The following is a 19587-nucleotide window of genomic DNA, read 5'->3' on the forward strand; positions in this document are numbered from 1 at the left end:
GTTTGACCCGTGCCTGTACGGCTCTTCTGAACACGGCGATACGACGGTGGGGGCGCCCTTCTCCAGAAGGGCGCCCCCACCGTCGTATCGGAGCTACTTGCTGTCCTGGCTGTCGATGCCCAGCCCCGGCAGGAGGCCGGGCAGCAGGGGCGGCAGCGTGACGTCCGGTTCACCGGCCGGCGTGCTCTTGCTGCTGGACGGGGACGAGCTGGTGTCGTCCTTGGGCGGGTCCAGGAGGCCGCCCGTGCTGCCGCCGAGCAGGCCGTCGCCGCTGCTGCCCGAGCTGGAGGGCTTGGGCTTGCCGCTGCTGTGGCTGCCGGTGGAGGAGCTGCTGGTGGCGCTCGGCGCCGAACCGTCCGTACCGGACGAGCCGGCGGACTCCTCGCTCTTGCCCCGATGGCGGCCGGTGCCCTCCGTGGACGGTGACTGCGGGAGCAACGAGCGCAGCGGGCCGACCTCTTCGTCTATGGCGGCGAAGACCGACGACACCTGGTCACTGACGTCGCCGAGCTGCACGGGTAGCCGGTCGCGCAGCGCGCCCCAGGCCTCGCGATGCGACTGGGAGAAGGCGGACAGGGCCTGGATGGGGCCCAGCGAGCCGTCCCGCTCGTACGCTTCGTGGAGCAGGCGGTGGCCTTCCGAGGCGTCGTGCTGCATGCCCGACAGGGCGCGGCGGATCTCGCCCAGGGACTCGTGGTCGAGCTGCCCCGAGCGGCCGCGCTCCATCAGCCGGCGCGCCTCGCTCAGCCGGGTCGAGGCCTGGTCGAGGTAGAGCTCGCCCCGGTCGTCGTCGCCGTGGGCCAGGCCCAGTTTGATGTCCTCCATGCCTCGCTTGAGCCCGTAGAGCGAGTCACCGGGCAGGGCGTCGGAGCTGGCAGCGGCCACGCCGCCGAAGGCTCCCGCGGCCACACCGATGGTGAGCCCGCCTGCGGCGAGGCCCTTCGACAGCCGGGACCGTGGTCGCAATTTCCCCAGCCCGCTCGCCCGGTGCGCGCCCTTGGCCCGATGGGACCGCTGCTCCGGCACCGAAGTGCCCGGACCCTCGCCTCCGGCGGCGGTGCCTTCCAGCAGCATGGCCTCCATCGCGGCGACGAGCTGCGCTCGCTGCACGACCTTGACCTCGGGGTCCAGCTCCGGTTTGGGCAGCTCGCCGAGACCGGTGGCGAGGGCCAACAGCAGGCCCTGCTCGGTCTGTTCCGACGCAGCCTGGGACGGTGCCGATCCATCGGGCTGCTCGGCCGCCGTGCCCTGGTCGGACTGCTCCTCCAGGGCCTGGGCGAAGGCGTTCGCCCGCCGGTGTGCCGATACGTTCGCGATCACTGGCGGCACCTCCTCTCGTCATGACGGTCGACTCCCCAGGGGGTCCTGAGGGTTGCACTCCCTGACCAGATCCACACGATCGAGTGATCGGTGCTGGCCAGGGTGTGACCACAGGGAGCCTGTATCCCGCACAACGAGCGTCGCGGCACTTGGGTTACGGACGACGGATGATCGGACCGCGAAGTCAACGGACTTATACGGAAGGTGAGTTGAGCGTCGCTGAGCGTATGGAGTCGTACGGGGGCCGTGCGCGGTATGGACGTTTCTCAGTGGACGCTCAGCGGGCGTCGTCCGGGAGGAGCCGGGCGAGGGTGCGCACGGCCCGGTACTGGAGGGTCTTGATGGCGCCCTCGTTCTTGCCCATCACGCGGGCGGTCTCGGCGACCGAGAGCCCCTGGAGGAACCGGAGTGTCACGCACTCCTGCTGCTGGGGGTTGAGCCGCCGTACGGCGTCCAGCAGCGCCGCGTTCGACAGGGACTCCAGGACGGAGTCCTCGGGAGAGCGCTCGACCTCGTTGGCGTCGAGCATCTCCCCGGTCGTCACCTCCAGCCGGAAGCGGCTGGACTTGAAATGATCCGCGACGAGATTGCGGGCGATGGTGACCAGCCAGGCGCCGAAGTCGCGGCCCTGCCAGGTGAAGGTGCCGATCCGCCGCAGCGCCCGCAGAAAGGTCTCACTCGTCAGGTCCTCCGCGGTCGCCTTACCTCCCACCCGGTAATAGATGTACCGGTAGACCGTGTCGCTGTACTGGTCGTAGAGACGTCCGAAGGCGTCGGCCTCGCCGGCCTGGGCGCGCTCCACGAGGTCCATCATCCGGGCGCTGTCACTGTCTGCGGCCGGGCGGCGTGCGGTGGTGGTTGAGCCCGAGCGGCCCCGTCTGCCGACCGCCGCGTTGCCGTCGGCCAGGGCGTAGCAGGGGCCGACGGGCGCGGGGACGGCGAAGGCGGGGACGGCGTACGCGGTGGGGACGAAGCCGCGCAGACGGTCCAGGACCGTTGCGCGCAGCGTAGCCAGGCCCGAGGCGTCAACCCCGACGTGTGAGTACACGGGACTCCCAGAGGCAGAGCTTCCATCACGTGCAGTGCGGGACCGTTCACCCGTCGTAGCGACGGAGGGGTACCGGTTTGCGTCTGAGGAGAATAACGCTTCGTACAGGCAGCGCTACACCCAGTTGCTCAAATCATCGATTACGTCGCTTCTGTTACTGATCGACGCCTCTTCAAGTACCGGACAGTGACCGGTTGTTGATCGGATTAGTCCGCGTTCCGTTTGAGTGCGGGGCGTGTTGTGGCCGTCTGCGGTTAACGGGACTGGCGGGGGCGCTGGGCGGGTAGGACCCCGTGATTGCGTCCACCCCGCCGCCCATGTCCGAGCTCCAAGCGGTTTTCGCCCCTCCGCCCCTACCCGTCCCGTACCTGGGGGCTGCCGCCCCCAGACCCCCGCATCGGCCTGAACGGCCTCGTCCTCAAACGCCGGACGGGCTGAAGACCTGCCGGCCGGGGTGGAGGGGCCAGGCGGGGTGGGTGGGATACACCCACAGCCGCGGACGCACACGGTACGGACCCGCAGCCGCGGAGGCAGGCCACCACGGAACCACCGTCGCAGACGCACGCCCCACGGAGCCGCAGTCGCGGACGCACACAGCACGGACCCGCAGTTGCGGACGCACGCCCCCACGGACCCGCAAATCGCGGACGCACGCCCTCACTCAGCGGCAGTTGCGGACGCACGCCCCCACTCAGCGGCAGTCGCCGACGCACGGGAGGGGCCGTGCCGGTACATCACATGCCCCGTCGCTTACGTGGTTGCCAACAGGCAGAGCCATGTAAGGCAAGCGATCTGCCACCGGCGACGGGGCGGATGTACCGGCACGGCCCCGACCCACCCACCGATGGAAAGGCGAGGGAGAGCGGTGAGTGTCAGCGGCGTCGCTGGTGCAGGGCGATCGGGGCAGCCGTGCCCCGCCCCAGCCACCGGCGGAACGCGAGTGACAGCGGCGAGTGTCAGCGGCGTCGCTGGTGCAGGGCGATCGGGGCAGCCGTGCCCCGACCCGCCCGCCGGCGGAACGCGAGTGTCAGCGGCGTCGGCGGTGCAAGGCGATCGCGGCCGCCGTGCCGCCCGCCACCGCGCCGACCCCGGCCGCCGCCGGAATGCCGACCTTCGCGGCCTTGCGCGCCGTGCGGTAGTCGCGCAGGCGCCAGTCGAAGGTGCGGGCGTGCTTGCGGAGCTTCGTGTCGGGGTTGATGGCGTAGGGGTGGCCCACCAGCGAGAGCATCGGGATGTCGTTGTGGGAGTCGCTGTACGCCGCGCAGCGGGAGAGGTCCAGCCCCTCCGCGGCGGCCAGCGCGCGCACCGCCTCCGCCTTCGCGGGTCCATGCAACGGCTCGCCGACCAGCTTGCCCGTGTAGACGCCGTCCACCGACTCCGCGACCGTGCCGAGTGCCCCGGTCAGGCCCAGGCGGCGGGCGATCACCGTGGCGATCTCGACCGGGGCCGCCGTGACCAGCCAAACCTTCTGGCCCGCGTCCAGGTGCGCTTGGGCCAACGCCCGCGTACCCGGCCAGATCCGCTCGGCCATGTACTCGTCGTAGATCTCCTCGCCGATCGACATCAGCTCCGAGACCCGGTGGCCCTTGACGATCGACAGCGCCGAGTCGCGCGCGTCCTGCATGTGCTCCGGGTCCTCGACCCCGGCCAGCCTGAACCACGCCTGCTGCCAGGCGAATCGGGCGAGGTCGCGCGTCTCGAAGAACTTCCGCTTGTACAGGCCCCGCCCGAAGTGGAAGAGGGCAGCGCCTTGCATCACGGTGTTGTCGAGATCGAAGAACGCGGCGGCCTTGTCGTCGCCGAGCACCGGGAACTCCGGTTCCTCGACGGAGACATCCGGCGCGGCTTCGTGTGCGAGATCCTCCAGTTCCTGCGAGGACTTGCGCGCTGCCTCCGCCGAGGCCTCGCCTGCCAACACGCTCCGCGCGGTGGCGGAGCGCCTACGGGGAGTGAGCCATCCGAGAGCGGCCATGTCGTGAGCATAGCCAGTTTGTTCGGTGCTTCCGGAGTCGAGAGGATTCGGCGCTGTGAACTCTCCGCGACCGAGCCGTTAAAGATGCGATCCGAACGGCGCGTCGGGCCGGTGCGGGGGCGGATTGTCGCGTGAGGAGCCGACGGGACTCCCCTGGGGCGCGGCGGCGCGAGAATGGCTGGTATGAGTTCCATGTTCCGGCGCGGTGGGCGTCGTACGGAGAAGAAGGCTCCCGGGGAGCGGCTGGTCACACTGATCAGGAAGCCCGGGTGTCATCTGTGCGATGACGCACAGGAAGTGATCGAGAAGGTGTGCGGTGATCTCGGGGTGCCCTGGGAGCACAAGGACATCACCCAGGACGAGGACCTGCACCGTGAGTACTGGGAACAGATCCCGGTCGTGCTGGTGGACGGCGCCCAGCACACCTTCTGGCGTGTGAACGAGGAACGCCTTCGCAAAGCCCTCACGCAGTGAATTCCGTGAGGGGAACGCCCACCGTGGCCCTGATGTGACCTGACTGAGTAGTCCAAGTGGTCCGGAAAGTCGCCTAGGATCGACGGCGAGTGGTCTCGGGGGCGGGATTCGTTGAGGAGAGTGTGCGGTTTTGCCCCCTTCAGGTGCGGAACGAAGCTGTCCGCGCGCCGGTTCCATACGTGCGCGCCGGGCCTGCGTGACCCCGGTCACGTTGGCCGGGCAAATCGGACACCATCTTTGTGCACGCGTTCACAAAGACATAGCCTGCATTCGACGGGGCGGTCTAGGTATGTGTGACCGCCTGCAGCCCCGCTCTACCCGCAGGAGCACCGTGGCAACTGGCCGAACTCACCGACCGGCGACCCGCAGCCGAGGGATTCCCGAGGCCACCGTCGCCCGGCTTCCGCTGTACCTCCGAGCCCTCACCGCACTGTCGGAGCGCTCGGTACCCACGGTCTCCTCCGAGGAGCTCGCGGCCGCGGCGGGGGTCAACTCCGCGAAGCTCCGCAAGGATTTCTCCTACCTCGGCTCCTACGGGACGCGAGGTGTGGGGTACGACGTCGAGTATCTCGTGTACCAGATCTCCCGCGAACTGGGCCTGACCCAGGACTGGCCGGTTGTGATCGTCGGTATCGGTAACCTCGGCGCCGCGCTGGCCAATTACGGAGGGTTCGCGTCCCGTGGTTTCCGGGTCGCCGCGCTGATCGACGCCGATCCCGAGATGGCCGGCAAGCAGGTCGCCGGGATCGCCGTGCAGCACAGCGACGGCCTGGAGAAGATCGTCGACGAGAACGGCGTCTCCATCGGGGTCATCACCACCCCGCCGGGCGTCGCCCAGCAGGTCTGCGACCGCCTGGTCGCCGCCGGGGTCACCTCCATCCTCAACTTCGCGCCGACCGTGCTGTCCGTCCCGGACGGCGTCGACGTACGCAAGGTCGATCTCTCCATCGAGCTGCAGATCCTCGCCTTCCACGAGCAGCGCAAGGCCGGCGAGGAGGCCGAGGCCCAGGCCGGCGCCGTGGCCGCGGCTGCGCAGGAGAACAACGGCAAAGGGCCTGACGGGGACGTCCCCGCCGTGATGCCGGCATGAGTCTCCTCGTCGTCGGGCTGAGCCACCGCAGCGCTCCGGTCAGCGTCCTGGAGCGGGCCGCGCTGTCCGCGGACGCCCAGGTCAAGCTGCTCCAGGACACGGTCGCCGCCGAGCCGGCCACCGAGGCCTCGGTGCTCGCCACCTGCAACCGCATCGAGCTGTACGCCGATGTGGACAAGTTCCACGCGGGCGTCGCCGAGCTGTCCACGCTGCTCGCTCAGCACAGCGGGGTCGGGCTCGAAGAGCTCACTCCTTACTTGTACGTGCACTACGAGGACCGGGCGGTCCACCACCTCTTCTCGGTGGCCTGCGGACTCGACTCGATGGTGGTGGGCGAGGGCCAGATCCTCGGCCAGATCAAGGACGCGCTGGCCACCGCCCAGGAGCTGCACACGGCGGGCCGCCTGCTGAACGACCTGTTCCAGCAGGCGCTGCGGGTCGGCAAGCGCGCCCACTCCGAGACCGGCATCGACCGCGCCGGACAGTCCCTGGTCACCTTCGGCCTGGAGCAGCTGTCGTCCGGCGCCGCCGTCGACGGCTGGGTCAAGGGCAAGCGCGCCCTGGTCATCGGCGCCGGCTCCATGTCCTCCCTGGCCGCCGCGACACTCGCGCGCGCCGGGGTCGCCGAGATCGTCATCGCCAACCGCACGCTCGACCGCGCTGAGCGCCTCGCCGAGATCCTCACGGACGGCGACGACACGGACGTGCTGGCCCGCGCGGTACCGATGGACTCCGTGACCGTCGAGCTGACACGTGCCGACATCGCCGTCTCCTGCACCGGCGCCACGGGCCTCGTCCTGACGGCCGAGTCCGTAGCGGTCGCCGTCGAGGGACGCACGGGGGAGCCCGCGGCCGAGGGCGCCGGCTCCGGCCGTACGGCGTCGTCCGCGGCCGTACCCCAGAACGCGCCGCTCGCGCCCACGAGCGTCGGCACCGAGGAGGGCTGCCCCCTCGACCTGTCCGCCGTGCAGGGCACGGCCGGCTTCTCGGTCCTCGGCGAGGCGGCCGTGGCCGGCATGGCCGCGGCCGAGCTGGAACAGCACGCGGCGTGGGTGGACAAGGGCGACACGGCGGGCCGCGCGCAGCGCCCCGCAGCCGCGGGTTCCGCCACCGTGCTCGACCCGGAGGCCGACGCGGACGCCATCGCGGCGCTCGCGGCCGCGGCCGCCACCGTCGGGCGCGTCCCCGAGCGTCGCAGGCCCGAGCCCGTCGTCGAGGCCCCCCGGCCCGCGCCCGTGCTCGCGCTGCTCGACCTCGCAATGCCTCGCGACATCGACGCGGCCGTGCACCGGCTGCTCGGGGTGCGGCTCGTCGACATCGAGTCGCTCGCCGAGGCGTCCGCCGACGCGCCGATGGCCGCCGATGTGGACCAGGTGCGCAGGATCGTCTCCGACGAGGTCGCCGCCTTCAGCGCCGCCCTGCGGGCCGCGCACATCACCCCCACCGTCGTGGCGCTGCGCACCATGGCGGCCGACCTCGTCGCGAGCGAGATCGCGCGGCTCGACGGACGGCTGCCCGACCTCGACGACAAGCAGCGGGGCGAGATCACCCAGACCGTGCGACGCGTCGTGGACAAGCTGCTGCACGCGCCGACCGTACGGGTCAAGCAGTTGGCCGCCGAGCCCGGCGGTGCCGGGTACGCGGACGCGCTGCGCACCCTGTTCGACCTGGACCCCGAGACGGTCGCCTCTGTCTCCCGGGCCGAGGACAACACCGAGAACGCCAAGAACCGAGGGCGAGCATGAGTGAGCACCCACTGAGGCTGGGGACCAGGCGAAGCAAACTCGCCATGGCCCAGTCCGGGCAGGTGGCGGACGCCGTGAGCCAGGTGACCGGACGGACCGTCGAGCTCGTTGAGATCACGACGTACGGCGACACCTCCCGCGAGAACCTCGCGCAGATCGGCGGCACGGGCGTCTTCGTGACCGCGCTGCGCGACGCGCTGCTGCGCGGTGAGGTCGACTTCGCGGTGCATTCGCTGAAGGACCTGCCGACCGCGCAGCCCGACGACCTCGCGCTGGCCGCCGTGCCGGTGCGCGAGGACCCGCGCGACGTGCTCGTCGCCCGCGACGGACTCACCTTCGCCGAACTTCCCGACGGCGCGCGCATCGGCACCGGTTCGCCGCGCCGCATGGCCCAGCTGAACGCGTACGCGCGCAGTCACGGGATGACGATCGAGACGGTCGCGATCCGTGGGAACGTCGACACCCGCATCGGATACGTGCGCAGCGGGGAGCTCGACGCCGTCGTGCTGGCCGCCGCCGGACTCAAGCGGATCGGCCGTATCGACGAGGTGACCGACTTCCTGTCGGTCGACACCGTTTTGCCCGCCCCCGGCCAGGGGGCCCTCGCGATCGAGTGTGCCGCGGACAACGCGGACCTCGTCGCCGTGCTCGGAGAGCTCGACGACCCGTTCACCCGGGTCGCCGTGACCGCCGAGCGATCCCTGCTTGCCGCCCTGGAGGCCGGCTGCAGCGCACCCGTGGGTGCGCTCGCCGACCTGCTGGCCGACGGGCAGATTGTCAAGGAAATGCGCCTGCGCGGCGTCGTCGGCACGACCGACGGCTCGACGCTGGTGCAGCTGTCCACCACCGGTCCCGTGCCCGAGACACATGACCAAGCAATGGCGCTCGGCCGTGAACTCGCCGCCGAGATGCTTGCCAAGGGCGCGGCCGGTCTGATGGGGGAGCGAGCACTTTGAGCCCCACTAACCTTCCCGCCGGTCCGGACCACGGGCACGTCACCTTCCTCGGTGCCGGACCCGGAGATCCAGGACTGCTGACACTGCGCGCCGTCGAGGCGCTGGCGAACGCGGATGTCCTCGTCGCCGAGCACGAGGTGCTCGACGTGGTCCGCGTGCACGCCAGACAGGGCGTAGCCGTCCTGCACACGGATCCGGACACTTCTTCGGACCCGTACTTGGGCACAGGCACGCCTCAGCTAACGGTTGTTGACGGCACGTCAACAACCGTTGGTGACCCCGCGTCGAGGGACGCCGCCAATCTTGTCATGGAGGCCGCGCGGGGCGGCAAGCGGGTCGTACGTGCGGTGTCCGGGGACCCCGGACTGGATACGTACGCCGCCGAGGAAATGCTCGCCTGCGCCGCCGCGGGTGTTCCGTTCGAGGTGGTGCCCGGCATCGCGGCCGCCGTCGGTGTGCCCGCGTACGCGGGTGTGCCGCTGCGTGACGCGCAGGGCGCGGACGTGCGGTTCGTCGACGCGCGTACGGCTTCGGACCGGTGCTGGACCGAGGTCGGGGCGTCGGACGGCACGGTCGTGGTGTCCGCGACGCTCGACTCGGTGGCTTCGGCCGCGGGCGAGCTGGTCGCGGCCGGGCGCAAGCCCGACACCCCGATGACGGTGACGATCGCGGGTACGACCACGCGCCAGCGCACCTGGTCGGCCACCCTCGGCACCATCGCGCAGACGCTCAAGCAGGCGAAGGTACTGCCGTCCCCGGACGGCGGCCGGCAGGTGATAGCCGTGGTCGGTGAGCGTTCCGCAGCCGCCCAGCGCGACCAGCTGTCGTGGTTCGAGTCCAAGCCGCTGTTCGGCTGGAAGGTGCTCGTGCCGCGCACGAAGGAGCAGGCGGCTTCGCTCTCCGACCAGCTGCGGTCGTACGGGGCCGTGCCGCACGAGGTGCCGACGATCGCCGTCGAACCGCCGCGCACGCCCCAGCAGATGGAGCGCGCGGTCAAGGGACTCGTCACCGGGCGGTACGAGTGGATCGCCTTCACCTCGGTGAACGCGGTCAAGGCCGTGCGGGAGAAGTTCGAGGAGTACGGGCTCGATGCCCGTGCGTTCGCCGGGATCAAGGTCGCGGCGGTGGGGGAGCAGACGGCGAAGGCGCTGGTCGCCTTTGGCGTGAAGCCGGATCTGGTGCCGTCCGGGGAGCAGTCGGCCGCCGGTCTTCTCGAGGACTGGCCGCCGTACGACCCCGTCTTCGACCCGATCGACCGGGTGTTCCTGCCGCGTGCCGACATCGCCACGGAGACGTTGGTCGCCGGGCTCATCGAGCTGGGCTGGGAGGTCGACGACGTCACGGCCTACCGGACCGTGCGTGCCTCGCCGCCGCCGGCGGAGACGCGGGAGGCGATCAAGGGGGGCGGGTTCGACGCCGTGCTCTTCACGTCGTCGTCGACTGTGCGGAACCTGGTGGGTATCGCGGGCAAGCCGCACAACGTGACGGTGATCGCGTGTATCGGGCCTGCCACCGCGAAGACCGCCGAGGAGCATGGGCTGCGGGTGGATGTCATGGCTCCGGAGCCTTCTGTGCACAAGTTGGCCGAGGCGTTGGCGGACTTCGGGCTTCGGCGGCGGGCTGCCGCGGTGGAGGCCGGGGACCCTGTGACCCGGCCCAGTGAGCGCCGGCCGGGGTCCCGGCGGCGCCGGACCACTTAGCGCCCGTGGGGGCTGGGGTGGGGTGGTTTTCGCCCCCTCCGCCCCTGCCCATCCCGTGCCAGCCTTTCGGCTGCGGACCGGTGGGGGCTTGTCGCGCAGTTCCCCGCGCCCCTAAAAGGGCGCGGGGAACTGCGCAGCCGGACCCCCGCCACGTACCGGCAAGGTGTCGGCAAGGGGGACCGTGGAGCGGGCGTAGCGTAGAGGGCATGACGAAGTACGGATCCTTCCCCGGTACGCGGCCGCGGCGGCTGCGTACCTCGCCTGCGATGCGGCGCATGGTCGCCGAGACCCGCCTGCACCCCGCCGACTTCATCCTGCCCGCGTTCGTGCGGGAGGGCGTGAGCGAGCCGGTGCCGATCGCGGCGATGCCGGGCGTCGTGCAGCACACGCGGGACAGCCTGAAGAAGGCGGCCGTGGAGGCGCTGGAGGCCGGGGTGTCCGGAATCATGCTGTTCGGCGTGCCGGAGGACGAGAAGAAGGACGCGGTCGGGACGCCGGGGACGGATCCGGACGGGATTCTGCAGATCGCGATCCGCGATGTGCGCGCCGAGGTCGGCGACGAACTGCTGGTGATGTCCGATCTGTGTCTTGATGAGACGACCGACCACGGGCACTGCGGGGTCCTGGACGAGCAGGGGCGCGTCGACAATGACGCCACCCTGGAGCGGTACGCCGAGATGGCGCAGGTCCAGGCCGACGCGGGTGCGCACATCGTCGGGCCCAGCGGCATGATGGACGGCCAGATCGGGGTCGTCCGGGATGCCCTCGACCAGATCGGGCGCGAGGACGTCGCCATCCTCGCCTACACCGCCAAGTACTCCTCCGCCTTCTACGGACCCTTCCGGGAGGCCGTCGCCTCCTCGCTGAGGGGTGACCGGAAGACGTATCAGCAGGATCCCGCCAACGTACGGGAGTCCATGCGGGAGTTGGCCCTCGACCTGGAGGAGGGGGCCGACATGGTGATGGTCAAGCCGGCGGGGCCGTACCTGGACGTCCTCGCGAAGGTCGCCGAATCGGTCGACGTGCCCGTCGCCGCGTACCAGATCTCCGGCGAGTACTCGATGATCGAGGCGGCCGCGGAGAAGGGCTGGATCGACCGGGACAAGGCGATCCTGGAGACCCTGACCGGCATCAAGCGGGCGGGTGCGCAGAACATCCTCACCTACTGGGCCACCGAAGCCGCGCAGAAGCTAGGACGCCAGTAGTTCCACCAGGCGTGAGAGGCCGTCGTCGGCGTACCCCTCGGCGATCGCCCGGTCCAGCAACTCGCGCATCGGCTCGAAGAGTTCGGTGCGCAGGCCCTGGTCGGCGAAGGTGTGCAGGAGGCCGGGGAAGGCCGCCTGGCTCACGGCGAGGCTGGAGACGTCGGTGAGGTGGCGGCCGGTGTCGACGGCGGCCGCCGTGCCGGGCACCAGGCCGTTCGCCATCGCCGTCAGCCAGTCCTTCAGCAAGGGGGCCAGCTCCCCGGCGGGGATGCCCTCCGAGCGGATCAGGGCGTAGGCCTGGGCCATGCCCGCGACCATGCCGTACATGCCCGTCAGCAGGGACAGGTCGTACAGCGCGGCCAGGCCCGGATCTGTGCCGGTCCAGCGGGTGCCGCCAAGGGCGGCAAGGGTGCTGCGGTGCCTCTCGTACGCCCGCACGTCGCCGCTGTAGAGGACGTACGCCGCCGGGGTGGCGATCATCTGCGGTACGGCCATGATGCCGCCGTCCACGTAGGCGATGCCGTGCTCCTCCGCCCAGGACGCCAACTTCCTTGCCTGGACGGGCGTTCCGTTGGTGACGTTCACCAGGGTGCGGCCCGCGAGGGCGGTGGTGTGCGGGCGCAGGAGCTCGGTCACGTCGTCGTACGTCGTGAGGCAGACGAGGGTGAGGGGGCCGGCCGTGATGGCCTCGGCGGGGGTCTCGGCCGGGGCGGCACCCTGGGCGGTGAGGGGGCCCGTCTTGGACGGTGTGCGGTTCCAGACCGTCGTGGGGTGGCCCGCCTTCAGGAAGGCGGTGGCCAGGGCCGTGCCCATGAGGCCGAGGCCGAGGACGCTGACCGGGGGCTTGGCGTGTTCGTCGGGTGGTGTCGTCATGCCGACCATGCTGGTCGGACCCCCAACTCCCGACAAGTACCCACTAATTGGTCAGCTGCTGACCATCTGGTAAGTGATCCTCAGCAGCCCTCGGGCGCTCTCAGTAGGCCAGCGCGTCGTCCAGGCTCTGCTGCCAGTACGTCACCGTGAGCTTGTCGTCGACGTACACGCCCTTCGCGGGGAGCGCCGGCCGCGCGCTGCTGCCCTTGTCGAAGGCGACCGTGAGGGTCTTGGCCGTGTAACCGTTCCCGCCGCTGCCGTCCCCGGCGGACAGGAGTACGCCCGCGTAGCCGGACTCGCCGGGAGCGAGCGTGACGACCGCCTGGGGGTGGGTCTCCTCGGCGACCGGGGGGACCGCTTGAGCCTCGCCGAAGCGGGCGATGGGGTAGCCGGTGAGGTCGCAGTTCTTCGAGCCGGTGTTGGTGACGGTGAGGAGGAGGTGGTTGAGGGGGCGGGTGACTTCGGTCGCGGTGGTCTTGGTGTTGGCGCCGTTGCAGGGGGTGTTGCGGGTGCCGCCGCCGTTCGACGTGCCGGTGGATCCGCCGGTCGTGCCTCCGGTGCTCTTGCCCGTGGATCCGGTCGTGGAGCCGCCCGTCGTGCCGCCGGTGTTCCCGGCCGGCTTCGCCGTCGAGCCCCCGGCGGGCGCCGACCCGCTCGGCTGCGTGGACGGCTTGGACGCGGAGGACGGGCCCTCGTCCCGTACGCCCTTCCCGTTGTCGCACGCCGAGAGGGCGAGCGCGGCGAGCGCGACCGTCGTGGCGGCGAGGAGACGAGTGCGGGCGGTGCGTGCGGACATGGGTGATCCCCCTGTGTGGCGTGGCTGGTTGGAGCGGCCGCTCGACCGGTCGAGGGGAGCGGCGTGCTTGGATGACCCCAGCTTGTGGGGTGATCCGTCCCGGCCGCCACGGTTGCCGGGGTATTCGGGACGCCGGAACGTTCGCATGGGGTCTGACCTGGGGGAATGGCGTCCCCCTGGAACGCGGCCCGGGACGCGGGGGATGGAGGAACGGTGGCGGGGGTCGAGTTCGCGGAGCTGCTGCGGGAGCTGAAGGAGCGGTCCGGACTCAGTTACGGGGTGCTCGGCAAGCGGCTGCATGTGAGTGCGTCGACGCTTCATCGGTACGTCAACGGGGATGCCGTACCGACGGATTACGCGCCCGTGGAGCGGTTCGCCCGGCTGTGCAAGGCGACTCCGGAGGAGCTGGTGGAGCTTCACCGGAGGTGGGTGCGGGCCGATCTGCTGCGGGGGCGGAAGGGGGTGGAGATCCCGGCGGCGGGTGTGGTTCCCCCGGGGGATCCTGTGCCGGATGCCGTACCGGAGGTGGAGCTGGAAGCCGTACCGGAGGTGGAGCCGGAAGCCGTCCGTGGTGGCGTGCGTCGGCGGCGTACCGTCGCCCTCGCGGGTGCCGCCGTGGCTGCCGCTGTCGTGTCCGCGGTGCTCGTCGTGAACCTCCTGCCCGGCAAGAGCGACGACCAGGGCAAGGACGCCCCAGGCAAGGGAGGGACCGTGGCTGTCGCTGTGCCGCCTGCCGATGGCACACCCGATGAAACCGCCACGTCCGACGCTAGGCACGCGTCCCCCTCGGCGTCCGCCTCGCGCCGTGGCAGCCCGACGGCGTCCGCCTCCCGGAGCGCCGCGGCGACGGCCCAGGAGTCCGTCGCCGTCACCGCGCCCGCCGTCGCCACCAACGCGTACAGGTACGAAGACCCCTGCAGCCAGCACTATTTGGTGAACCGGAAGCCCGCTCAGGTGCCCCCGCCGCCGAGCGAGCAGGACGCGCGCGGGTGGGTCGGCGCGCTCGGCGGGGTCGCGGGCAAGGACCAGTTCCTCGCGCTGACCGTGCAGGGGACGGGGAAGGCGACCGTCGTCCTGGAGGCGCTGCATGTGCGGGTGGTGCAGAAGGGGGCGCCGCTCGCGTGGAACGACTACGCGATGGGCGTGGGCTGCGGCGGCGGTGTGTCGACGAAGTCCTTCGACGTGGACCTCGACGCCGGGCGGCCGGATGTCTCGCCGAAGCACGGGCAGCGGGACTTCCCGTACAAGGTGAGCGAGTCCGACCCCGAGGTCTTCTACGTGTCGGCGCACGCGCGGGCGCACGACGTGAGCTGGTACCTGGAGCTGGACTGGTCCAGCGGGAACCGGCACGGGACGGTGCGGATCGACGACGAGGGGAAGGCGTTCCGCACGAGCGGCAACGCGGGGCGGCCGGCGTACGACTATCCGCTGGGCGGGAGCGAGTGGGAGACGGCTCCCGCCGACTAGGTCGCGGTCCGGGACGCTCCCGCCGACTAGGTCGCGGTCGTGAACGTGCTCTGTCACCGTCGTGCCACAGACCACCGAACGGATGAACCCCCTAGGCCCGCACTGCGCTCTGAAGCTGCGAGTGCCGATGAGAGACAGGCACCTGAACTTCTACTTCGGGGGATTTCATGCAGAACGGGACGCAGCACCGGACGGGTATCCGCAGAGCCGCTCTGGCGATGGTGACCGCGTCGGCGGCCACCCTGCTCATGACCGCGTGTCAGCCGGGCGGGAACGGGGCGGGGGCGGCCGATTCGCCGTCGGGCGTGCCTGCCAAGCCGGCGGCCTCCTCCGGCGCCCCGACGTCCGCGGCGTCGCGGCCCGCCGGCGCGCACTCGTCGACGCCGCCCGCGGGGAACTCCTCTCCCACGGCCGCCGGTTCGGCTTCCGCGACGGCGACGCCCTCCGCGAAGACGTGTGCCGTGTCGGACCTTGAGGCGTCCATGTACCAGGCCAAGGTCCGGCCGGACGGCACCGGGACCGGAGCGGCGATCGTCGAGTTCACCAATGTGTCCGGCAAGCCGTGTGCCGTCCAGGGCCATCCGACGGTGGCGGGGGCGGGCAACGGTTCCCCGGAGAAGAACCGTCCGCTCAAGGTGACCCCGTCGGGCTCCGCGTCCAAGGTACTGGTCGCGCCGGGCGGGAAGGCCTGGACGAAGCTGACGTTCGTCCAGGTCCAGGGTGAGGCCGACGGCTACTGCGTATCCGGATCCACACCTGTCACCTATCCGACCCTGGTGGTGGGCCTGCCGGCCGCCGGATCACACCAAGTCGCCCTCGACGACGGCGTCCTGGCCGAGTGCGACGACAAGGTGACCGTCACCGCCGTATCGGGCGTCAAGCCCTCGTAGCACCCCAGTCGCGGGCCGCGTCCGTATCGCGGAATTGACCGGTGTAGAGGGCAGCTACCCACCTAAGCTGCCCTCACGAAGTAGCCGCAGCAGCGGCTGTTGCCGTAGCCGTAGCAGAGGCCGTTGTAGAAGGAGCCGCGTCGTGACCGTTGCCGAGCATGTCGATGTCGTGAGCACCGGCTCGCCCGTGCCCCCGCTCGCCGCGCGGGTCGCCGAGGTCGGTGGGTCGCCGGTGCGGGACATTCTCGCGGTCACGGCACGGCCCGAGGTGATCAACTTCGCGGGTGGGCTGCCCGCGCCGGAGCTGTTCGACGTGGAGGGGATCGCCGCCGCGTACCGGGACGTGCTGGCGGAGGTGCCCGAGCGGGCGTTGCAGTATGCGACGACCGAGGGAGAGCCCGGGCTGCGGGCCGCGCTCGCCGAGCGCACGAGCCGGCGCGGGCTGGCGACCGGAGCCGACGAGATACTCGTGACCACCGGGTCGCAGCAGGCACTGTCCCTGCTGGCCACCGCGTTGCTCGAACCCGGCGACGCCGTGCTCGTCGAAGACCCCTGCTACCTGGCGGCACTTCAGGCGTTCCGGTTCGCGGGAGCCCGGGTGATCGCCGTGCCGGGCGACGCGGACGGCATCGATCCCCGGGCGCTGGAAGAACTGGTGACACGGGAGCGCCCCAAGCTGCTCTACACCGTGCCGACCTTCCAGAACCCGACGGGCCGGACCATGGCGGCCGAGCGGCGGGCCGCCGTCGCCTCCGTGGCCGCGCGGCGCGGGCTGTGGATCGTCGAGGACGACCCGTACGGAGAGCTCCGCTTCGAAGGCGAGCGCACGCCGTGGATCGCCTCCTACGACGGGGCAGGCGACCGGACCGTGCTCCTCGGGTCCTTCTCGAAGGTGATGGCGCCCGGGATGCGGCTCGGCTGGCTGCGCGCGCCCGCCGCGCTGCGCCGGGCCTGCGCCGTCGCCAAGCAGGCCGCCGACCTGCACACCCCGACCGTCAACCAGCTCGCCGCCGCACACTACTTGGCCGACCGGGACCTGGACGCCCATGTGGCCCGGGTCGCGGGCGTCTACCGTGAGCGGCGCGACGCCATGCTCGCCGGAATCGCCGATGCCCTTCCGGCAGGGTCCACTTGGACCCGGCCCGAGGGCGGCATGTTCCTCTGGGCTCGGCTGCCCGACTCGTACGACACCACGGCCCTGCTCCCGCGCGTGGTGGAGCAGGACGTGGCGTACGTGCCCGGCGCGCCCTTCTACGCGGGCACGCCGGACGCGTCGACGCTGCGGCTGTGCTTCGTCACGCAAACTCCGGACGAGATCGGGGAGGGACTGCGGCGGTTGGGGAGGGGGCTGCGGGGCTAGGAGATCGGCAAGGAACCGCGGTCCACGTCACCCGCAGTCGTACCAAGTCACGGGCGCTGGCCCAACTTGTCCACCACGGCCGCCTTCACGAGACCCTTGACCTGCTTGTACTTCGTGCCGCCGCTTGTACTGCCCGTCTGGCGCAGACCCAGGTAGGCGTACGTCTCCCGGTCGAAGACGAAAGCGAACGTCGCCTTGGGGTAGGAGATCCCGATTCCGTGCCGGCCAAGGGCGTCCACCTCGTCGTGGTCGATGACGATGCCGGGCAGCTTCGCGACGGCCTCGAAGGCGGCGGCCTGCAGCCCCGGCGGCATGACCCGGGGGCCGCGCATGAGCAGGACCGCGTCCATGAACGCCATATTGTTGGTCATGTCGGAGTCGTCGCCGCCGTGCTTGAGCGCCTTGAGGAGCTCGTCGGGGTCGGTCGGCCACTTCTTGAGCTTCGCGTACTCGGTGGGCGGCCACCGCACCTCGTGCTTGGTCAGGGGCGGCTCGTCGAGGATCCTGCCCTCGTAGCTGTACCGGGAGGCCTTCGAGCCGTCCACGGAGAGCCAGCTCTCGTCCGTGAACTTCTCGACCTTCCCGCTCTTGAGCCACGTTCGTGTGGTGACCTCCTTGGTGTAGAGGTACTGGTCGTTGCGCGGGATGGGCAGGTCGGAGCCGTCCGACCGCGACCGGTCCGCGGCCTTGTGCAGCACCTGCGCCGCGCTGAGCGTGGTCATCCGCGGCGCGTCGTCCGAGTCCTTGCCGTGGACGGCGACGACGGTGGTTCCGGCCACCGCCGCGGCGGCCGTCGCGGCGATCGCGACACGGAACACCAGCCGCCTGGACAGGGCGTCGGCGGTCCCCCCGCGGGTCTCCCGCGTGATGGCGTTGAGCAGTCGGGTGCGTGCGGCGGCGCGGGCCTCGTCGGTCAGCGGCGGGGTGTCGGCCTCCAGCTCCCGCACCGAAGCGAGGTCGTGCTCCCGCACTGACGTGGGGTCATCCCCCCGCACTGAAGTGAGGTCATCCATGATCGGGCTCCTCTTGGACCTCTTGAAGGGCTGTGGGATCCGACCCGCCCAGTGCTTCGCGCAGTCTGCTTCGAGCCCGGTGCAGCCGCGAGCGCACGGTGCCCACCGGTACGCCCAAGGCCTCCGCGGCCTCCGAGTAGTCGAGATCTCCCCAGGCGATCACCAGCAGCACGTCCCGGTAGCGGGCCGGCAGCTCCGCCAGGGCACCCGCCAATGCGCCGCGGGCGCTCTCGGCGCTGACTCGGGCGGCCACCCGCTCCGCCATCGGCTCGCCGCCGCCCCCCTCGCCCGGAGCCGTGGAGGCGACCCGAGACAGCGCCCGGAGACGCCGCGCCTCGGCCCTCCGGTGCTCCCCGACGAGGTTGGTGACGATCCCGTACAGCCAAGGGCGCGCCTGCGGCCTCGACAGGTCGTAACTACGGCGCCGTTGGAAGGCGATCACGAAGGTCTCGGCCATCAGGTCGTCGGCCGCTTCGGTGCCGAGCCGCCTGGCCGCGTACCGGTGGATGTCGTCGGCGTAGCGGTCGAACAGCACGGCGAACGCGTCGGGCTCACCCCAGGACCGTTCGATCACCGAGGCGTCGGAGTCGTCCTTCTCGTCCGCGCGCGGGGCACGGTGGACTCCGACGCTCGGTGAGACGGTCACTGGTCGCCTCTTGGGCTCATGGATTTCCCCCGAAGACGCGGGCATGGTCACCTGCTGTTGGCCGATGCCCGCGATCGAGTTCCAGTTCCGCGATTTCTGCGCTTCGGTGGGGACTCAGTCCCACCAGAAGGACCACGCCCGCTGACCGAGCACCTCGTGTTGCGCGTACGCGCGCAGCGCTTCGTGGTCGCCCTGCGTGATGTTGTCAGGGCAGAAGGCGAAGTGCTCGGCGGCGACCGCCTCCGCCTCGGCCGCGGTGGTGGGCGGGGCCGCCACGGAGAGGACCAGCTGGTCGAAGGTGAGGGCCACGACGCGTATGCCGAAGCGGTCCTCCCAGGAGCGGAGGGCCGCGCACAGGCGCGCCACGTCGCCCTCGTAGTTCACGGGGCCGGACCAGCCGATCGCCGCCGGGATGTCCGCGCTGCGGCGCGCCGGGACGAGCGCCAGGCGCGGATCCTTCAGCCAAGTCCCGCTGTCCGCGAGGGAGTCGGCGATCTCGGCGGCGCGCGCGTCCGGGTCGGCGTCCCGCTCGGGGGCGGGTGCGAGGCCCGGCCACGCGGGGCCGTACGGCGCGACCGTCTCGTCGTACGTCTTGGGCTCGCCGAAGAGTTCGACGACGGCTTCCTTGCCGGAGTAGTCCGCCTCGGGGCCGAGTTCGTCCTCCGCATACTCTTCCCAGAACTCCGCGAGCACCTCCTCGGCGTCGTGATCCCCGGGATACGACACCTCGCCGGGCGCCAACTCCCAGTCCTCCGGCCCGCCTTGGCCGCCGCCGACGTCTATGAGGAGGGGGAGCAGACCCGAGGTGCGCCGGGCGGGCTCCAGCGCCGCCCAGCCGCCGGGGGCCGCCGGCCCGTCGGCATGCCACAGCAACGGCTCGTGCCACGGGCCCTCGTCCGTCGCGTCGATCAGTCTCCCGGGCGGGAGCTCAAGCCCGAGCGCGCGGCCGCTCGGGTCGGCCGCCAGCTGCGGCAGCGGGTTGGGAAGTGTCGCCATGGCAGTGACTGTAGGGGCAGGCACTGACAACGCGGC

18 protein-coding genes are annotated in these 19587 nt (G+C 71.1%); 9 read left to right on the forward strand and 9 right to left on the reverse strand.

The genetic code is table 11. From position 1 onward, the window contains the following. Positions 1-93 precede the first annotated feature (93 nt). From AB5J53_RS27370 to AB5J53_RS27380, 3 genes are all read right to left on the reverse strand, one after another. A complete protein-coding gene (locus tag AB5J53_RS27370) occupies positions 94-1320 on the reverse strand; it encodes a DUF5667 domain-containing protein (RefSeq protein ID WP_369248301.1) in 1227 nt (408 codons plus the stop codon). Positions 1321-1597: 277 nt separating this feature from the next. Beyond that, the gene (locus AB5J53_RS27375) at positions 1598-2368 is read right to left on the reverse strand and encodes an ECF subfamily RNA polymerase sigma factor, BldN family (RefSeq protein WP_189190642.1); all 771 of its coding nucleotides are present in this window, start codon (positions 2366-2368) and stop codon (positions 1598-1600) included. A 1027-nt stretch (positions 2369-3395) separates the two neighbouring features. Beyond that, on the reverse strand, positions 3396-4340 hold the full coding sequence (locus tag AB5J53_RS27380; RefSeq protein ID WP_369248302.1) for an HAD family hydrolase: 945 nt from the start codon (positions 4338-4340) through the stop codon (positions 3396-3398). Positions 4341-4514: 174 nt separating this feature from the next. On the opposite strand from AB5J53_RS27380, the gene AB5J53_RS27385 reads away from it, so the two are divergent. The 6 genes from AB5J53_RS27385 to hemB all read left to right on the forward strand — a co-directional run bounded on the left by AB5J53_RS27385 (position 4515) and on the right by hemB (position 11510). Next, complete coding sequence (locus AB5J53_RS27385; RefSeq protein WP_369248303.1) at positions 4515-4814, forward strand: glutaredoxin family protein; 300 nt, start codon at positions 4515-4517, stop codon at positions 4812-4814. A 331-nt stretch (positions 4815-5145) separates the two neighbouring features. Next, positions 5146-5904 (forward strand): redox-sensing transcriptional repressor Rex, encoded by a 759-nt coding sequence (locus AB5J53_RS27390; RefSeq protein ID WP_369248304.1) that lies wholly within the window; start codon positions 5146-5148, stop codon positions 5902-5904. Beyond that, positions 5901-7649 carry a glutamyl-tRNA reductase gene (locus AB5J53_RS27395; protein WP_369248305.1) on the forward strand — a complete coding sequence of 583 codons (1749 nt, stop codon included), beginning with the start codon at positions 5901-5903 and terminating at the stop codon, positions 7647-7649. Before AB5J53_RS27390 ends, AB5J53_RS27395 begins: the two co-directional genes overlap by 4 nt. Further along, the gene (hemC, locus tag AB5J53_RS27400; RefSeq protein WP_369248306.1) at positions 7646-8605 is read left to right on the forward strand and encodes a hydroxymethylbilane synthase; all 960 of its coding nucleotides are present in this window, start codon (positions 7646-7648) and stop codon (positions 8603-8605) included. The genes AB5J53_RS27395 and hemC overlap by 4 nt, the downstream gene beginning before the upstream one ends. Then, the gene (locus AB5J53_RS27405; RefSeq protein ID WP_369248307.1) at positions 8602-10305 is read left to right on the forward strand and encodes a uroporphyrinogen-III synthase; all 1704 of its coding nucleotides are present in this window, start codon (positions 8602-8604) and stop codon (positions 10303-10305) included. The genes hemC and AB5J53_RS27405 overlap by 4 nt, the downstream gene beginning before the upstream one ends. Positions 10306-10511: 206 nt before the next feature. Further along, positions 10512-11510, forward strand: coding sequence for a porphobilinogen synthase (hemB, locus tag AB5J53_RS27410; RefSeq protein ID WP_369248308.1), 999 nt, complete (start codon positions 10512-10514; stop codon positions 11508-11510). On the opposite strand, the gene AB5J53_RS27415 is transcribed toward hemB, so the two are convergent. Then, positions 11496-12383 carry an NAD(P)-dependent oxidoreductase gene (locus tag AB5J53_RS27415; RefSeq protein WP_369248309.1) on the reverse strand — a complete coding sequence of 296 codons (888 nt, stop codon included), beginning with the start codon at positions 12381-12383 and terminating at the stop codon, positions 11496-11498. The two genes, hemB and AB5J53_RS27415, sit on opposite strands and share 15 nt — an antisense overlap. A gap of 100 nt (positions 12384-12483) precedes the next feature. Continuing rightward, positions 12484-13179, reverse strand: a complete 696-nt coding sequence (locus tag AB5J53_RS27420) for a DUF4232 domain-containing protein (protein WP_369248310.1) — start codon at positions 13177-13179, stop codon at positions 12484-12486. Positions 13180-13344: 165 nt separating this feature from the next. Between AB5J53_RS27420 and AB5J53_RS27425 the strand changes: the two genes are divergently transcribed. Then, entirely contained in the window at positions 13345-14646 is a 1302-nt protein-coding gene (locus tag AB5J53_RS27425) for a helix-turn-helix domain-containing protein (RefSeq protein ID WP_369248311.1), read from the forward strand. A 259-nt stretch (positions 14647-14905) separates the two neighbouring features. Here AB5J53_RS27425 and AB5J53_RS27430 read toward each other — a convergent pair whose 3' ends face one another. Next, the gene (locus AB5J53_RS27430; RefSeq protein WP_369248312.1) at positions 14906-15130 is read right to left on the reverse strand and encodes a hypothetical protein; all 225 of its coding nucleotides are present in this window, start codon (positions 15128-15130) and stop codon (positions 14906-14908) included. Between AB5J53_RS27430 and AB5J53_RS27435 the strand changes: the two genes are divergently transcribed. Further along, entirely contained in the window at positions 15129-15536 is a 408-nt protein-coding gene (locus AB5J53_RS27435; protein ID WP_369248313.1) for a DUF4232 domain-containing protein, read from the forward strand. The genes AB5J53_RS27430 and AB5J53_RS27435 overlap by 2 nt on opposite strands. Positions 15537-15678: 142 nt before the next feature. Continuing rightward, positions 15679-16896, forward strand: coding sequence for a PLP-dependent aminotransferase family protein (locus AB5J53_RS27440; RefSeq protein WP_369248314.1), 1218 nt, complete (start codon positions 15679-15681; stop codon positions 16894-16896). 47 nt (positions 16897-16943) lie between these two features. Here the strand turns inward: AB5J53_RS27440 and AB5J53_RS27445 are convergent, their stop codons facing one another. The 3 genes from AB5J53_RS27445 to AB5J53_RS27455 all read right to left on the reverse strand — a co-directional run bounded on the left by AB5J53_RS27445 (position 16944) and on the right by AB5J53_RS27455 (position 19551). Further along, positions 16944-17909, reverse strand: coding sequence for a CU044_5270 family protein (locus tag AB5J53_RS27445; RefSeq protein ID WP_369248315.1), 966 nt, complete (start codon positions 17907-17909; stop codon positions 16944-16946). After that, positions 17902-18555: an RNA polymerase sigma factor gene (locus tag AB5J53_RS27450; protein WP_369248316.1), complete on the reverse strand. Its 654-nt coding sequence runs from the start codon at positions 18553-18555 to the stop codon at positions 17902-17904. The genes AB5J53_RS27445 and AB5J53_RS27450 overlap by 8 nt, the downstream gene beginning before the upstream one ends. Positions 18556-18669: 114 nt before the next feature. Next, complete coding sequence (locus AB5J53_RS27455; protein WP_369248317.1) at positions 18670-19551, reverse strand: DUF4253 domain-containing protein; 882 nt, start codon at positions 19549-19551, stop codon at positions 18670-18672. Positions 19552-19587 lie beyond the last annotated feature (36 nt).

It is taken from the genome of Streptomyces sp. R41 (assembly GCF_041053055.1).
Lineage (GTDB): Bacteria > Actinomycetota > Actinomycetes > Streptomycetales > Streptomycetaceae > Streptomyces.

Bases quoted from the DNA above. Each gene is read 5' to 3' on its own strand.
- AB5J53_RS27380 (WP_369248302.1), bottom strand. From the start codon at position 4,340: ATGGCCGCTCTCGGATGGCTCACTCCCCGTAGGCGCTCCGCCACCGCG.
- AB5J53_RS27385 (WP_369248303.1), top strand. From the start codon at position 4,515: ATGGCTGGTATGAGTTCCATGTTCCGGCGCGGTGGGCGTCGTACGGAG.
- AB5J53_RS27395 (WP_369248305.1), top strand. From the start codon at position 5,901: ATGAGTCTCCTCGTCGTCGGGCTGAGCCACCGCAGCGCTCCGGTCAGC.
- hemC (WP_369248306.1), top strand. From the start codon at position 7,646: ATGAGTGAGCACCCACTGAGGCTGGGGACCAGGCGAAGCAAACTCGCC.
- hemB (WP_369248308.1), top strand. From the start codon at position 10,512: ATGACGAAGTACGGATCCTTCCCCGGTACGCGGCCGCGGCGGCTGCGT.
- AB5J53_RS27415 (WP_369248309.1), bottom strand. From the start codon at position 12,383: ATGACGACACCACCCGACGAACACGCCAAGCCCCCGGTCAGCGTCCTC.
- AB5J53_RS27420 (WP_369248310.1), bottom strand. From the start codon at position 13,179: ATGTCCGCACGCACCGCCCGCACTCGTCTCCTCGCCGCCACGACGGTC.
- AB5J53_RS27425 (WP_369248311.1), top strand. From the start codon at position 13,345: ATGGCGTCCCCCTGGAACGCGGCCCGGGACGCGGGGGATGGAGGAACG.
- AB5J53_RS27435 (WP_369248313.1), top strand. From the start codon at position 15,129: ATGTACCAGGCCAAGGTCCGGCCGGACGGCACCGGGACCGGAGCGGCG.
- AB5J53_RS27430 (WP_369248312.1), bottom strand. From the start codon at position 15,130: ATGGACGCCTCAAGGTCCGACACGGCACACGTCTTCGCGGAGGGCGTC.
- AB5J53_RS27445 (WP_369248315.1), bottom strand. From the start codon at position 17,909: ATGGATGACCTCACTTCAGTGCGGGGGGATGACCCCACGTCAGTGCGG.
- AB5J53_RS27455 (WP_369248317.1), bottom strand. From the start codon at position 19,551: ATGGCGACACTTCCCAACCCGCTGCCGCAGCTGGCGGCCGACCCGAGC.